13 protein-coding genes are annotated in these 14,211 nt (G+C 65.3%); 7 read left to right on the plus strand and 6 right to left on the minus strand.

Going from position 1 to position 14,211, the window contains the following annotated elements:
• Positions 1-42 precede the first annotated feature (42 nt).
• From purM to SKP52_RS12445, 3 genes are all read left to right on the plus strand, one after another.
• On the plus strand, positions 43-1,149 hold the full coding sequence (gene purM / locus SKP52_RS12435; RefSeq protein WP_039575116.1) for a phosphoribosylformylglycinamidine cyclo-ligase: 1,107 nt from the start codon (positions 43-45) through the stop codon (positions 1,147-1,149).
• A 141-nt stretch (positions 1,150-1,290) separates the two neighbouring features.
• Positions 1,291-2,238 (plus strand): phosphoribosylglycinamide formyltransferase, encoded by a 948-nt coding sequence (purN, locus tag SKP52_RS12440; protein WP_039575119.1) that lies wholly within the window; start codon positions 1,291-1,293, stop codon positions 2,236-2,238.
• Entirely contained in the window at positions 2,238-2,492 is a 255-nt protein-coding gene (locus tag SKP52_RS12445; protein WP_039575121.1) for a hypothetical protein, read from the plus strand. Before purN ends, SKP52_RS12445 begins: the two co-directional genes overlap by 1 nt.
• Before the next feature lie 12 nt (positions 2,493-2,504).
• Here SKP52_RS12445 and ndk read toward each other — a convergent pair whose 3' ends face one another.
• The 3 genes from ndk to SKP52_RS12460 all read right to left on the minus strand — a co-directional run bounded on the left by ndk (position 2,505) and on the right by SKP52_RS12460 (position 4,928).
• Complete coding sequence (gene ndk, locus SKP52_RS12450) at positions 2,505-2,927, minus strand: nucleoside-diphosphate kinase (protein WP_039575124.1); 423 nt, start codon at positions 2,925-2,927, stop codon at positions 2,505-2,507.
• A gap of 86 nt (positions 2,928-3,013) precedes the next feature.
• Positions 3,014-3,463 carry a DNA polymerase III subunit chi gene (locus tag SKP52_RS12455; RefSeq protein ID WP_039575126.1) on the minus strand — a complete coding sequence of 150 codons (450 nt, stop codon included), beginning with the start codon at positions 3,461-3,463 and terminating at the stop codon, positions 3,014-3,016.
• Between the two features lie 19 nt (positions 3,464-3,482).
• Positions 3,483-4,928, minus strand: coding sequence for a leucyl aminopeptidase (locus SKP52_RS12460; protein ID WP_039575127.1), 1,446 nt, complete (start codon positions 4,926-4,928; stop codon positions 3,483-3,485).
• Between the two features lie 132 nt (positions 4,929-5,060).
• On the opposite strand from SKP52_RS12460, the gene SKP52_RS12465 reads away from it, so the two are divergent.
• The 4 genes from SKP52_RS12465 to rsmA all read left to right on the plus strand — a co-directional run bounded on the left by SKP52_RS12465 (position 5,061) and on the right by rsmA (position 10,698).
• Complete coding sequence (locus SKP52_RS12465; protein ID WP_039575129.1) at positions 5,061-7,364, plus strand: LPS-assembly protein LptD; 2,304 nt, start codon at positions 5,061-5,063, stop codon at positions 7,362-7,364.
• A gap of 133 nt (positions 7,365-7,497) precedes the next feature.
• Entirely contained in the window at positions 7,498-8,838 is a 1,341-nt protein-coding gene (locus tag SKP52_RS12470) for a peptidylprolyl isomerase (RefSeq protein ID WP_052208216.1), read from the plus strand.
• Between the two features lie 43 nt (positions 8,839-8,881).
• Positions 8,882-9,862 (plus strand): 4-hydroxythreonine-4-phosphate dehydrogenase PdxA, encoded by a 981-nt coding sequence (gene pdxA, locus SKP52_RS12475; RefSeq protein WP_039575132.1) that lies wholly within the window; start codon positions 8,882-8,884, stop codon positions 9,860-9,862.
• Positions 9,859-10,698 (plus strand): 16S rRNA (adenine(1518)-N(6)/adenine(1519)-N(6))-dimethyltransferase RsmA, encoded by an 840-nt coding sequence (gene rsmA / locus SKP52_RS12480; RefSeq protein WP_039575135.1) that lies wholly within the window; start codon positions 9,859-9,861, stop codon positions 10,696-10,698. Before pdxA ends, rsmA begins: the two co-directional genes overlap by 4 nt.
• On the opposite strand, the gene SKP52_RS12485 is transcribed toward rsmA, so the two are convergent.
• The 3 genes from SKP52_RS12485 to guaB form a co-directional block, all read right to left on the minus strand.
• A complete protein-coding gene (locus SKP52_RS12485) occupies positions 10,699-11,226 on the minus strand; it encodes a tetratricopeptide repeat protein (protein WP_039580926.1) in 528 nt (175 codons plus the stop codon). It lies immediately after the preceding gene.
• A gap of 32 nt (positions 11,227-11,258) precedes the next feature.
• Positions 11,259-12,449, minus strand: a complete 1,191-nt coding sequence (locus SKP52_RS12490; protein WP_039575137.1) for an RsmB/NOP family class I SAM-dependent RNA methyltransferase — start codon at positions 12,447-12,449, stop codon at positions 11,259-11,261.
• A 123-nt stretch (positions 12,450-12,572) separates the two neighbouring features.
• The gene (gene guaB, locus SKP52_RS12495; RefSeq protein WP_039575139.1) at positions 12,573-14,030 is read right to left on the minus strand and encodes an IMP dehydrogenase; all 1,458 of its coding nucleotides are present in this window, start codon (positions 14,028-14,030) and stop codon (positions 12,573-12,575) included.
• Between the last annotated feature and the right edge of the window lie 181 nt (positions 14,031-14,211).

Raw genomic sequence — 14,211 nt, forward strand, 5'->3', positions numbered from 1 at the left:
AATCATGGCATTTCGTGGCCAGAGTCGTTAGTCGCGCTGGCCATGGATTCCAAGCACAACCAACCCGGCTCCTACACTTATGCGCAGGCCGGCGTATCGATCGAGACCGGCAACGCGCTGGTTCGTGCCATTGCCCCGCTCGCCCGTGCGACGCGCCGCCCCGGCGCCGACGCCGACCTCGGCGGCTTTGGCGGCTTCTTCGACCTGAAGGCGGCGGGGTTCAACGACCCCTTGCTCGTCGCGGCGAATGACGGCGTTGGTACCAAGCTGAAGCTGGCCATCGAATCGGGCAAGCATGACGGGGTCGGGATCGACCTGGTCGCAATGTGCGCGAACGACCTGATCGTTCAGGGCGCCGAACCGCTGTTTTTCCTCGACTATTACGCCACGGGCAAGCTCGACAACGACATTGCGACCGACGTCGTCGCGAGCATTGCCGAGGGCTGCAAGCAGGCCGGATGCGCGCTGATCGGCGGCGAGACCGCTGAAATGCCGGGGATGTATTCGGATGGCGACTATGACCTCGCGGGCTTTTGCGTCGGCGCGGTTGAGCGCGACCAGGTGCTGACCGCCGACAAGGTGGTGGCGGGCGACGTCATCCTCGGCCTCGCCTCGTCGGGCGTCCATTCGAACGGCTTCTCGCTCGTTCGCCGCCTCGCCGCAGACAAAGGGTGGAAACTCGATCGCCCCGCCCTGTTCGACCAGACCATTCTGCTGATCGACGCGCTGATGGCGCCGACGCGCATCTATGTGAAGAGTCTGCTGCCGCTGGTGAAGACCGGCAAGATCCACGCGCTCGCGCATATTACGGGCGGCGGCCTGCTCGAGAATATCCCGCGCATCCTGCCGAAGACGCTGCACGCGCATGTGGATGCCGACGCGTGGGAACAGCCGCGCCTGATGGCCTTCCTGCAGGCGCAGGGCAATATTGAGCCCGAGGAAATGGCGCGCACCTTCAACTGCGGGATCGGCATGGCGGTCGTCGTGGCCGAAGCCGATGTTGACACTGTTACCGCGGCGCTCGAAGCCGCGGGAGAAACGGTGCACCGCATCGGCCATATGGCCGATGGAGAAAAGGGCTGCACCGTGACCGGCAGCGCCGAAACATGGAGCGCGATGGGCGCGTGGTCGGCGACGCATAATGGCTAAAATCCTCCCTGTTGCGCAGCAATGGGGAGGTGGCAGCCCCGCAGAGGCTGACGGAGGGGCAATACACGCGACGTTTCGGCCCCTCCACCACGCCCTTCGGGCGCGGTCCCCCTCCCCACGCTTCGCGCAGGGAGGATCGGCATGAAAGCCAAAGTCGCGGTCCTGATCTCGGGCGCGGGCACCAATATGGCAGCGCTGCTCTATGCGGCAAAAGCCGTCGACTGCCCCTATGAGCTGGTATTGGTCGCGAGCAACGTCCCCGACGCACCTGGTCTCGCGATTGCAAAGGCCGAGGGCATCGCGACCTGGGCGCTGTCGCACAAGGGCATGAACCGCGACGCCTTCGACACGCTCGTCGACGGGCAATTGCGCGCAGCGGGCGCCGAATTCATCGCGCTCGCGGGCTACATGCGGATTCTTTCGGACGATTTCGTCGCGCGCTGGACGGGCAAGATGCTCAACATCCATCCCAGCTTGCTGCCGCTCTACAAAGGACTGAACACCCACAGCCAAGCGATGGAAGCCGGCGACAAATTCGGCGGTTGCAGCGTGCATATCGTGACCTCCGGAGTCGACGACGGCCCGGTGCTCGCCCAGACGCCGGTTGCCATCCTGCCCGGCGACACCGTCGAAACGCTGAGCGCACGGGTACGGATCGCTGAGCATCAGCTGTATCCGCCCACACTGGCCGCCTTCGTCGCGCGCGAACGGTCGCCCGATTATCTGCTCGGCCGCGTCCGCGAACTCGCGCTGGCGCTACCCGAAAGCGACGAGGTGATCTCGCACGGGATGCCCTGTTTCGGGATCGTGAAGGGCAAGAAATTCGCCTATTTCACCAAGGATCATCATGGCGACGGCAAGATTGCGCTGCTGGTGAAGATCAGCGGCGCCGACGAACAGGCGGCGCTGATCGAGATGGACGAAACGCGCTATTACCGGCCTGCCTATTTCGGCGACGGCTGGGTCGGGATCCGACTCGATCTGGGCGACACCGACTGGGATGCGATCGGCGAGTGGCTGCGGCAAAGCTGGCTGGCGGTGGCGCCGAAAAAGCTTGCCGGACTGATGGGCGTAGCGGACGAATTCTGATGCGCGAAACGGCCGTCAGTTTGCTGAAAAACGTACTGACAGCCGTTATCGTCATTCCACTGGGCGTCGGCATCGGCAAAGCGATCGAATATAGCACGGTCGATCTGCTCGGCGACCGATTTGGATACGACGGCGCGGCGCTGCTCGGCACCGCAGTATTCGTCGCTCTTGCGCTGCTGGTGTCGAGACGCTGGACGCGGCGGCAGGCACGAAAAAGGCCGCCGGATTGCTCCGGCAGCCCTTCGCTGCCCTAGGGCAAACGTCGCTTAACCGACGATTTCTTCGGGCTTGAAGAAATAGGCGATTTCGATCGCCGCATTTTCGTCGCTGTCAGAACCGTGAACGGTGTTCGCTTCGATGCTTTCGGCCAGCTCCTTGCGGATCGTGCCGGGGGCGGCGTCCTTGGGGTTGGTCGCGCCCATGATGTCGCGGTTGCGCTGCATCGCGTCTTCGCCCTCGAGGACCTGGACGACGACGGGGCCGCTGATCATGAAATCGACGAGCTCGCCAAAGAAGGGGCGTTCCTTGTGGACCGCGTAGAAGCCTTCGGCCTGTTCCCGGCTCATGTGGATGCGCTTCGACGCGACCACGCGCAGGCCGGCGTCTTCCAGCATCTTGGTGACGGCGCCGGTGATGTTGCGACGCGTGGCGTCGGGCTTGATGATCGAGAAAGTGCGAGTGACCGCCATGGGGGAAGCTCCTGGTTATTATGATTTGTGAAGGGCGCGCCTCTAGCCGCGCTTTTGCTGCACTGCAAGGATAGAGCGCGCGGGTGCTAGGGCCCTTCGGACCAGCGGCCGTTTTCGTCCTGTTTCCAGAAGCGGTTGTCGACGTCGTCGCGCGCCGCGAGCGTGCGCCAGAGAGCGCGGGCGTCATCGATGCGGCTGTTGTCGAAGAGCAGGAAGGTGCGGTCGAACCCCAATGCTTCCTCGCGCCATTCGCCATCGGCAAGCGCGAGGTGGCTGGCGCGGTTGGGCGGCGACGGATCGAGCGTCCCCGCGATCAGGATCGGCTCAATCTCCTCGTCGGGCGATCCCGCCATTCCGTGCGGCAGGAAGCTCGCGGGATTCAGCGTCCACAGCGCCGCGTCGATCGCTTGCCGCTGCATCGCGGGCGCGGCGACCACCAACAGGCGATCGCCGTTTGCCAAGATGCGCGTCGCGAGCGCGGGGAGCACCCGTTCGACCGGGTCGCGGGTCAGCCGGTAAAAGTCGACGCGCGCCATGCTCCCCTTCCCGTTTCGCTCAGCCTTCGTGGTTCGTGGCGATGTAGCGGTCGAGCAGGCGGACGCCATAGCCGGTCGCGCCCTTCGCCCACACCGGGCCGTCCTTGTCGGCCCATGCCATGCCCGCAATGTCGAGATGCGCCCAGGCGACGCCGTCGCCGACAAAGCGCTTCAGGAACTGCGCCGCGGTGATCGAGCCGCCTTCGCGCGGGCCGATATTCTTCATGTCGGCGATCGGGCTGTCGATCAGCTTGTCGTAGGCAGGCGACAGCGGGAAGCGCCATAGCTTGTTGTTGCTGACCTCGCCCGCCGCGAGCAGGTCGGTCGCGAGCGTGTCGTCATTGGCGAAGATGCCCGCATATTCATGCCCGAGCGAAATCACCATCGCGCCGGTCAAGGTCGCGAGATCGACGATAACCTTCGGATTATAGGCGCTCTGCGCCCAGCTGATTGCGTCGCAAAGGACGAGGCGGCCCTCGGCGTCGGTGTTGAGCACCTCGACCGTCTGCCCCGACATGGTGGTGACGACGTCGCCGGGGCGCATCGCATTGCCGTCCGGCATATTCTCGACGAGGCCGACGACGCCGACGACATTCGCCTTCGCCTTGCGCCCCGCGATCGCCTTGATCGCGCCCGCGACTGCACCCGCGCCGCCCATGTCCCACTTCATCATGTCCATGCCCGCGGCGGGTTTGATGCTGATCCCGCCGGTGTCGAAGGTGACGCCCTTGCCGATGAACACGACGGGCGCCTCGCCCGGATTGCCGCCGTTCCAGCGCATCGCGAGCAGGCGCGGCGGGCGGGTCGAGCCCTGCGCAACGCCGAGCAGGGCGCCCATGCCGAGCGCCTTCATCTGGCGTTCGTCGAGCACTTCGATCTCGACGCCGAGGTCTGCGAGATGCTGGCAGCGCTCGACGAAGGTCTCCGGGTAAAGGATGTTCGGCGGTTCGGCGACGAGCGTCTGGGTCAGCGCGACACCATCGGCGATCGCCTCATTTTCGGCCCAGCGGCCCGACAGGTCGCCGTGCGGCGACGCGATCGTCACCGTCTTCAGGCTCGGCTTCGCGGTGTCGGCGAGCCGCGTGCGATAGGTATCGAGGCGCCAGTTGCGCAGGCGCGCGCCCATCGCAAAGGCGAGGATATCGTCGGCATCGCTCGCGCCCGTGCTCGCGAAATCGACTTGAACGGCAGTGGCGCCGCTCGTCTGCAGCTTCGCCGTCAGCGCCGCCCCGCCGCGCTCTAGATCCTGCTCGCTGCCCTCGCCGATGCCGACGAGCAGCAGGCGCTTCGCCTGGTCGCCGTCGAGCGCCGCGGTCTCCGCGATCGCGCCCGCAGCGCCGTCGAAGCGCGCCTGCGCCGCTGCGGCGCCGAGCAAGGCGCCGAGTTCGCCGGCCTCGCCCTTGCGGACCGGAAATGCGACGACGTCGGCAGACGCGTCGATTTGCGCGACAAACTGAATGTCCATGCCTTAACTTTCTTATGCGATGATTGATTGGAACGTGGCGGACCGATAGGGGTTTCGCCTGCGAGTTGCAAAAACAAAGCAGCCGGTCCAAGCCGGGTGGACGCAAGATAAGGTGTGGGACAAAGATATCAAATGAGCTGGACTTTGTTCCATCGGGCAGCGCGTGCGCGGCCGTTCTGGCTGGCGACGGCGAGCGGCGCAGCCTTGGCTGCGTGCCCCGTGCTGGCCCAGACGAACGACGAATCGACCCAGTCGGTTGAAGTGACGGGCCAGCCCAACCTGCAAACCCCCGACGTCGCCCCGACAACCACCGACGCCCCCGCGGTCCAGGCCGAAGATCAGATCGGCTTCGCCGCCGATGCCATGAATTACGACAGCGACACCGAAGTCGTCATTGCCGAGGGCAATGTCCAGATGAACCGCGAAGCGATCGAGATGCGCTCCGACAAAGTCACCTGGGACCGCAAGACGGGCAAGGTCTTCGCCGAGGGTAATGTCGTCATCAAGAATCCCGAGGGCGACACCGCCTATGGCGACAAGATCGAGCTGACCGACAGCTTGCGCGACGGCGTCGTCGAGAATCTGCTCGTCGTGCTCGACAATGGATCGCGGCTTGCTGCGATCAAGGGCACGCGGTTCGACAATGGCAATATCGAGTTGGAGAACGCCGCCTACACCCCCTGCCCGGTCGAGGACGACGAGGGCTGCCCCAAGAATCCGAGCTGGCAGATTCGCGCGGTCAAGGTGGTGTACGACCGGGCAAAGAACAAGATCCGCTACAAGGGGGCGCGTGTCGAGATTTTCGGCCTGCCGCTGATCCCGCTGCCGGGGCTCAGCCATCCGGCGAATCAGCAAGCCGGAAGCGGCCTTTTGGTCCCCGAAATCCGGCTCGACCGCAGCAACGGCTTCGAGATCGCGGTTCCCTATTATCTGCGCCTCGCGCCCGATCGCGACATCACGATCACGCCGCATGTCTTCACCAGCGCGGCGCCGATGATCGAGGGCGAGTTCCGCGCGCTGACCGACATCGGATCGTTCCGGATCAACGGCTATGCGACCTATGGCTCGCTCGTGCCGCTGACCGGCGAGGATCCGGACAGCCAGAAACGCTTTCGCGGCTACCTCGAAAGTGCGGGCAAGTTCCAGTTCGACCCGCGCTGGAGCCTCACCTATTCGGGCCGCATCGCGACCGACCGCACTTTCATGCGCCGCTATGACATCAGCCGCGACGATCGGCTGCGCTCGACATTCGAGCTCGAGCGGATCGGCGGCAACTCCTATCTGTCGATCGCCGGCTGGGCGACGCAGACGCTGCGCCGCAACGACGAACAGGGCCAACAGCCGATCGCGCTGCCGATCATCGATTATCGTCAGCGCTTCGCCGATCCGATCCTTGGCGGCCAGCTCGAACTGCAGCTCAACACGCTCGCGATCGGCCGCACCCAGGGCCAGGACACGCAGCGCGCCTTTGCCGGCGCGCGCTGGGATCTGCGCGGACTGACCGGGCTGGGCCAGGAAGTCACGCTGACCGCATTGGTCCGTGGCGACGTCTATCACAGCGACGAAAATCTTCTGACCGCCATCCCCGGCTATCGCGGCAAATCGGGCTGGCAGGCGCGCGGAATCGCCGCGATCGCCGCCGATATGCGCTGGCCGTTCGTCGGCGAATTCGCGGGCGGCACGCAAACGCTGACCCCGCGCGTCCAGATCGTCGCGACCCCGCCGATCGAGAATATCGACATTCCGAACGAGGATTCGCGCGCCTTCGACCTCGAAGACAGCAATTTGTTCGCGATTAACCGCTTCAATGGCCACGACCGGTTCGAGGATGGCGCGCGCATCACCTATGGCGTCGAATGGAATTACAGCCGTCCGGGTTTCAACATCAGCAGCGTCGTCGGGCAAAGCTATCGCCTGTCGGACAAGCCCAGCCTGTTCCCCGACGGCACCGGGCTGACCGACAGGACGTCGGATATCGTCGGGCGCACGACGGTCGCGTATAAAGATTTCCTCCGCCTGACCCACCGCTACCGACTCGACAAGGATAATCTGGCGATCCGCCGCAACGAATTCGACGCGACGATCGGCAGCCGCTCGACCTATGCCGTGCTTGGCTATTCGCGGCTCAACCGCGACATCCTGCTGCTCGGCGAGGATTTGCAGGACCGCGAGGAAGCGCGCGTCGGCGGGCGTGTCGCGGTGGCGAAAAGCTGGTCGATATTCGGGTCGGCGATCGTCGATCTGACGCAGCAAAGCGACGACCCGCTGAGCGATGCTGACGGATTTGAGCCTATTCGCCACCGTTTGGGCGTCGCTTATGACGATGAATGTCTGTCGATCGCGCTGACCTGGCGCCGCGACTATGCCGACACCGGCGACGCGCGCCGCGGCAACAGCTTCTCGTTCCGCATCGCGTTCCGCAATCTGGGGTTCTGAGACACTTCGCTCAGACTAGGTTCAGCGTCCGCGGCGCATCTGTCGGCATCAAACGGTCTATTTGGCGATTGCGCTGGACCATCGGGCGTGTCCACTGATACGGAGCGTCCGGACTTTCTCGAATAGGGTAAAGATGACCAAATTTTCGACCATGACCGGCCTGATCGCCTTGGCCGCCGTCGGCGTAACGCCCGTGCTGGCCCAGACCGTTGCCGACAGCGACGTTCCGACGACCAGCCTGAACATTCCCGGTAATGTGCAGCTTTTCGGCGATGCTAAGCCGAACGTCTATCGCCCCTCCGCCACCGTGAACGGCGAGATCATCACCGCAACCGACATCGAGCAGCGCATGGCGCTGATCCGCATTGCGAACAATAATGTCGAATTGCCGCCCGAGGAAATCCAGCGGCTGCGCAGCCAGGTGTTCAGCAACCTGATCGACGAGAAATTGCAAATTCAGGAAGCCAAGGCAGCCGACATCACCATCGACGAGAATGTCGTCAACGATCAGTTCGCCCGCCTGGCCACGCGTTTCAAACAGACGCCGGAGCAGTTTTCGACCTATCTCGTGTCGAAAGGCTCGTCAGCAGCGGCGGTAAAGCAGCAGATCCGCGGCGAGTTCGCCTGGGATCGCTTGTTGTCCCGCAACATCCAGTCGACGACCAACGTCTCGACCGAAGAGGTCGACCTGATCGTCAAGCAGATGGAAGCAACCAAGGGCCAGGACGAATTCCACCTTGGCGAAATCTATCTGTCGACGACGCCCGAAACCGCCCCCGCGGTCGCCGAAAATGCCAAGAAGATCATTCAGGCGTTGCAGGCCGGGGGCAGCTTCGCCGCCTATGCGCGCCAGTTTTCGGAAGCATCGACCGCCGTCGTCGGCGGCGACCTGGGCTGGGTGAAGGCCGGGCAGCTCCCCGGATCGATGGGCGAAGCCGCAACGCAGATGCAGCCCGGCCAGCTTGTCGGCCCGGTCGAGGTACCAGGCGGTGTGTCGATCATGCTGATGATCGACCGGCGTCAGGTGCTGACCGCCGATCCGCGCGATGCGATCCTCAGCCTCAAGCAGATTTCGCTCGATTTTCCTGCCGGCACCACCCCGGCCAAGGCGTCCGAGCTCGCGGGCCAGTTCGCCGAAAAGACGCGCGGCATCGCGGGTTGCGGGGCAGCCGACGCGGTGGCGCAGAGCCTGGGTGCGAGCGTCGTGTCGCGCGACAATATCGAGATGCGCGCGCTTCCGGCCCCGCTGCAAGCGACGCTTGCCAACCTGCAGGTCGGCCAGACGACGCAACCCTTCGGCGCTGCGAACGAAGGCGTTAGCGTCCTCGTGCTGTGCGGCCGCGACTTGCCGCAGACCGCGACCGCCCCGAACCTCGAGCAGATCGAACAGAAATTGCTGGAAGATAAGGTCAACAAGCGGGCCCAGCGCTATCTGCGCGATCTCCGCCGGGATGCTGTGATCGAATATAGCTAAGCTTATGTGTGATCCCAGCCATCGACAGCCGATCGCGGTCACCATGGGTGACCCGGCCGGCGTCGGCCCCGAAGTCACGGCCCGCGCCTGGGCGGCGCGCCGCGAGCATAATTTGTCCCCCTTTGTCGCCATCGGCGATGCGGCGGCGATGACCGCCGTTTGGGACGGCCCTGTCGCGCGCGTCGGCGACATGGACGAGGTGTTGCAGGCGTTTGGCGACGCCCTGCCCGTATGGCATCTGGAGGACAGCGGCCCGCTGACCCCCGGCGTACCGACCGCGGCCGGCGCGACCTGTGCGCTCCACGCGCTCGAGACCGGCATCGGGCTGACCCGCAATCAGGCAAGCTCGGCGCTCGTCACCGGATCGGTGTCGAAATATGCGCTCCACGGCATCGGCTATACGCATCCGGGGCAGACCGAATTCATAGCCGAACGCTGCGGCGTTACCGCCACCAATGCCGTGATGATGCTGGCCGGGCCGACCTTGCGCGTCGTACCGCTGACGGTTCACATCCCGCTGTCCGAAGTGCCCGAGCGGCTGACGATCGAGCTGATCGTCGCGAAAGCGCGGATCGTTGCACGCGGGCTCAAGCGCGATTTCGGGATCGAAGCACCGCGTATCGCACTCGCCGGGCTCAACCCCCATGCGGGCGAGAGCGGCCAATTGGGCAGCGAGGAAGAGCGGATCATGGCACCTGCCATCGCGCAGCTCGCCGAAGAGGGGATTGTCGTCGACGGCCCATTCGCCGCCGACAGCCTGTTCGCCCCCGCGGTTCGCGCAAATTATGACGCGCTGCTTTGCCCCTACCACGACCAGGCGCTGACGCCGTTCAAGGCGCTGCATTTCCACGACGGGGTCAATCTGACGCTCGGCCTACCGATCATCCGCACCTCGCCCGACCATGGCACCGCGTTCAATATCGCGGGCACCGGCACCGCCGACCCGGGACCGACGATCGCGGCAATCGCGATGGCGGCCCAGCTCGCCGCAGCGCGCGAGCGCAGCTACGCGCCGGCGAAGTGACGATCGAACCCCAGGTTCCGCTACCACCGCTTCGCGAGACGGTGCGCACCCACGGCCTGCAGGCGAGCAAGGCGCTGGGGCAGAACTTCCTGTTCGACGAGCAATTGCTCGATCGCATCGCGGCGATCCCCGGCGATCTGGGCGGCGTGACGGTGTTCGAGGTCGGCCCCGGCCCCGGCGGCCTGACGCGCGCACTGTTGCGGGCGGGCGCGAAGGTGATCGCGGTCGAGCGCGACGACCGCTGCCTGCCTTTGCTCGGCGAGCTTGGCGAAGCCTTTCCGGGGCAGCTGACGGTGATCGCCGACGATGCAATGGCGGTCGATGTCAATGCGCTGACCGGCGGCGTACCATATCATATCGTCGCTAACCTGCCCTATAATGTCGGCACCGCGCTGTTCACGCGCTGGCTGGAGCCCGCGGCTTGGCCGCCGCGCTGGCTGTCGCTGACCCTGATGTTCCAGCTCGAGGTCGCCGAACGCATCGTCGCGCCGGTCGGGTCCGATGCCTATGGGCGGCTCGCTGTGCTCGCGCAGTGGCGCTCGACCGCGAAGATCGCGATGAAGGTCCATCGCTCGGCCTTCACGCCGCCGCCGAAGGTGATGTCGGCAATCGTCCATGTAACGCCCGCCGATCAGCCCGAAGGCGTCAATCCGAAGCTGCTGTCGAAGCTCACCGAAAAAGGCTTTGGCCAACGGCGCAAGATGTTGCGGCAGAGCTTGAAGGGCGTCGAGGGTGCGGTTGCCGCGGCGGACGCGCTGGGGATCGAACCGACGCGGCGCGCGGAGACGGTCAGCGTTGCCGAATGGGTCGCATTGGCACGGAAGCTCGGCGCCTAATCAGTTCTGGTTGCTCGTCGCACCCACCGTGGCAACCGGTTTCGGCACAAGCACTTCGGCGGCAACGACGCGCTTCGATGCGCTCGAGGCTATCGTCTTTTCCAGCGCCGCGACTTGCGGACATTTCTCGCTGCAGACGCGTTGCGCCTCGACGAGTTTCTCGCGCGCGAGTTCCAGCGCGCCCTTGTCGGCGAGCGCCTCGCCCTGCCCCGTCAGCGCGACGATATCATTGGGTTCGAGGACGAGCGCCTCGCGATAGAGGCCGATCGCCTTGCCCGGCAGTCCCTGCGCGCGCGCCACCTGCGCCAACGCGATGATCGCCGAACGGTTGCGCGGGTCGGCGGCCAGTGCCGATTCATAAAAACCGATAGCGGCGTCGAGGTCGCCGGCGTCCTGCGCCTTATGACCTTCCTGCTGGAGCGCAATCGAGCGCGGGAAGATATCGTTGTCGGCGCGCTGCGCATCGGACGCCGTGGGCAGGCTAGCGAGGATCACTCCCGCAGTTAGAGCCAAAAAGCCGACGCGCATCGCATTCTCCCATCGCTTCATTGCACGCGATGCTAACATGGCGCCGTCAGTCGTGCGAGAAAAAATCCGTCGCATCCGTCACGGCCCGGCGTGAGCAGAAAACCGCTGCCCGCAGCGCGTCCCACGCCTTCGGGAAGATAGCCGTCGTCGGCCGTCCAGCCGGGATGTCGTTTCAGAAAATCGTCCACCTGTGCCCGCCCCTCGCGCGTGATGATCGAGCAGACAGCATAGAGGAGTTTGCCCCCCGGCGCCACAAGATCGGCGCCGATGTCCATCAGCTTCGCCTGTTCGGCGACATGGCGGTCGAGCCGCACGGGCGTCGAACGCCAGCGCAGTTCGGGGCTGCGGCGCCAAGTGCCACTGCCCGAACAGGGCGCGTCGACGATGACGCGATCGGCCTTGCCCATCCGGTCGGCGAGCATCGCGCGTTCCTGCCCCGGATTGAGCAGCAATGTTTCGATCGCCGTTGCCCCGGCGCGGTGCGCGCGCGGCGGCAATTGCTGAAGCCGCGCGCGATTGGTGTCGCAGGCGAGGATCGCGGCTTCGTCGCCGGCCGCCGAAGCGATCGCGAGCGTCTTGCCGCCGGCGCCGGCACACAGATCAATCACCACCTCCCCGGCTTCGGCGCCCAGCGCGGCCGCGGCATATTGGCTCGCCGCGTCCTGCACCTCGAACTGACCCTCGGCGTAGGAGCTGTGCTGGACCGCCGCCGTTTCGCCGGGCAGACGCCAGCCGTCGGCGAGGCCGGCAATCGCTTCGCCGTCCGGAAAGATCAGCGCGAGTTCGTCACGGCTCGACCGCAGCCGGTTGGCGCGCAGGTCAAGCGGTGCGCGCGCCAGCATCGCCTCGCGATCCGCCTTGCCGACCAGCGGGTCGAATAATTTTATCAGTGCGGGAGTGGCGATCCCGGTTTCGGCGCGCGGCTCATCGGCCGAAATCGCAGCTGGGCCATAGGGTGTGCCATCAAACAATGCGGCGAGTTCGGGGTCGGCATCGGCAAGCGCCAGCATCGCGGCGCGGCCCGAGGCCGGCACCGACCGCACGCCGCGGATCGCGTCATAGACAAGGCCCCGGATCGCACGGCGATCCTTCGATCCGGCATAGCGGCGCGCGCGCATCGCCTCGGCAAAAATCGCGTCGGCTGGCGCCCCGCCGTCGCGCGCAGAGGTGGCGATGGCATCGAGGATCTCGATAGCGGTCTGGACGCGGGCTGCGGGGGTCATGGCTTTTCCTTTTTCTCGTCATTGCGAGCGACACGAAGCAATCCAGTGGTGGTTTACGCGGGCTCCGGATTGCCGCGTCCCCCGGATCAAGTCCGGGGTCCTCGCAATGATGAAGCGAAAACCTCAACCAGCCGGATAGTTCGGTGCTTCGCGCGTGATTGCGACGTCATGGACATGGCTTTCGCGCAGGCCCGCGTTGGTGATGCGCACGAATTTGGCGCGCTCGCGGAAATCCTTGAGCGTGCGGCTGCCGGTATAGCCCATCGCCGCCTTCACGCCGCCGACCATCTGGTGGATCACGTCCTTGGCCGGGCCCTTGAACGGCACCTGCCCCTCGATGCCTTCGGGGACCAGCTTCATCTGGTCCTTGATGTCCTGCTGGAAATAGCGGTCGGCCGAGCCGCGCGCCATCGCGCCGACGCTGCCCATGCCGCGATAGCTTTTATAGGTGCGGCCCTGATAAAGGAAGGTTTCGCCGGGCGCCTCGGCGGTCCCCGCGAGCATCGATCCGACCATCACGCTCGACGCGCCCGCCGCCAGCGCCTTGGCGACGTCGCCCGATGTACGAAGGCCGCCATCGGCGATGACGGGGACGCCCAGCTTCGCAGCCGCCTCGACGCTGTCGAGGATCGCGGTGAGCTGCGGCACGCCGACACCCGCGACGATGCGCGTCGTGCAGATCGAGCCGGGGCCGATGCCGACCTTCACGCCGTCGGCGCCCGCGTCGATCAACGCGCGCGTCGCGTCGCCCGTCGCGACATTGCCCGCGAGCACCTGGACGCGGTTCGACAATTTCTTGATCCGCGCGACGGTCTCGCCGACGCCCTTGCTGTGGCCGTGCGCGGTATCGACGACGATCAGGTCGCATTCGGCCTCAAGCAGCGCCTCTGCGCGCTCGACGCCGCTATCGCCTGTGTTCGTCGCTGCGGCGACACGCAGGCGGCCGCTGGCGTCCTTCGTCGCGTCGGGGAAATTGACCGCCTTTTCCATATCCTTGACGGTGATCAGGCCGATGCAATGATAATCATCGTCGACGACGAGCAATTTTTCGATGCGGCGCTGGTGAAGCAGCTTGCGCGCCTCGTCCTGCCCGACCCCGGGGCGCACCGTCGCAAGATTTTCCGCGGTCATCAGTTCGCGCACCGGCTGGCCGGGATTATCCGCAAAGCGGACGTCGCGGTGGGTCAGGATGCCGACGAGCTTACCGCCGGGTTCGACGACGGGGATGCCCGAAATCTTGTGTTGGTCCATCAGGGCCGTCGCGAACGACAGTGGCGCGTCGGGCGTGATTGTGATCGGGTTGACGATCATGCCGCTTTCGAAGCGCTTGACCTGGCGGACCGCAGCGGCCTGTTCCTCGACGGTCAGGTTGCGATGGAGGACGCCGATGCCGCCGATCTGCGCCATCAATATCGCCATATCGGCCTCGGTCACTGTATCCATCGCCGACGACAGGATCGGGATGTTGAGGCTGATTTCGCTGGTTAGCTGGGTCGACAGGTTCGCGTCCGACGGCAGGATATCCGACGCGGCGGGCACCAGCAGCACATCGTCGAAGGTCAGGCCGGTGATGATTTCCATGGGTGCCACTTTCTGGTGCGGGCGGCGCCTGTCCCGGTTTTCCGGGCGGCACACGCGATTCGTTTGGTGGCGGCCCATGTAACCAGTCGCGCGCGGGCGCGCCAGTGGGTGACGAACGATTATTTCGCGTAGAGCGGGATCAATGGCGGGCACACCGAAAAGTGAGGTCGCGCGCCAAAAA

This window comes from Sphingopyxis fribergensis (assembly GCF_000803645.1).
In the GTDB taxonomy this organism is placed as follows: Bacteria; Pseudomonadota; Alphaproteobacteria; order Sphingomonadales; family Sphingomonadaceae; genus Sphingopyxis; species Sphingopyxis fribergensis.

Coding starts and splice junctions, on each gene's coding strand:
- SKP52_RS12460 (WP_039575127.1), bottom strand. CDS start 4,928: ATGGACATTCAGTTTGTCGCGCAAATCGACGCGTCTGCCGACGTCGTC.
- SKP52_RS12465 (WP_039575129.1), top strand. CDS start 5,061: ATGAGCTGGACTTTGTTCCATCGGGCAGCGCGTGCGCGGCCGTTCTGG.
- purM (WP_039575116.1), top strand. CDS start 43: ATGGATTCCAAGCACAACCAACCCGGCTCCTACACTTATGCGCAGGCC.
- pdxA (WP_039575132.1), top strand. CDS start 8,882: ATGGGTGACCCGGCCGGCGTCGGCCCCGAAGTCACGGCCCGCGCCTGG.
- guaB (WP_039575139.1), bottom strand. CDS start 14,030: ATGGAAATCATCACCGGCCTGACCTTCGACGATGTGCTGCTGGTGCCC.
- SKP52_RS12455 (WP_039575126.1), bottom strand. CDS start 3,463: ATGGCGCGCGTCGACTTTTACCGGCTGACCCGCGACCCGGTCGAACGG.
- SKP52_RS12470 (WP_052208216.1), top strand. CDS start 7,498: ATGACCAAATTTTCGACCATGACCGGCCTGATCGCCTTGGCCGCCGTC.
- ndk (WP_039575124.1), bottom strand. CDS start 2,927: ATGGCGGTCACTCGCACTTTCTCGATCATCAAGCCCGACGCCACGCGT.
- SKP52_RS12445 (WP_039575121.1), top strand. CDS start 2,238: ATGCGCGAAACGGCCGTCAGTTTGCTGAAAAACGTACTGACAGCCGTT.
- purN (WP_039575119.1), top strand. CDS start 1,291: ATGAAAGCCAAAGTCGCGGTCCTGATCTCGGGCGCGGGCACCAATATG.
- SKP52_RS12485 (WP_039580926.1), bottom strand. CDS start 11,226: ATGCGCGTCGGCTTTTTGGCTCTAACTGCGGGAGTGATCCTCGCTAGC.
- SKP52_RS12490 (WP_039575137.1), bottom strand. CDS start 12,449: ATGACCCCCGCAGCCCGCGTCCAGACCGCTATCGAGATCCTCGATGCC.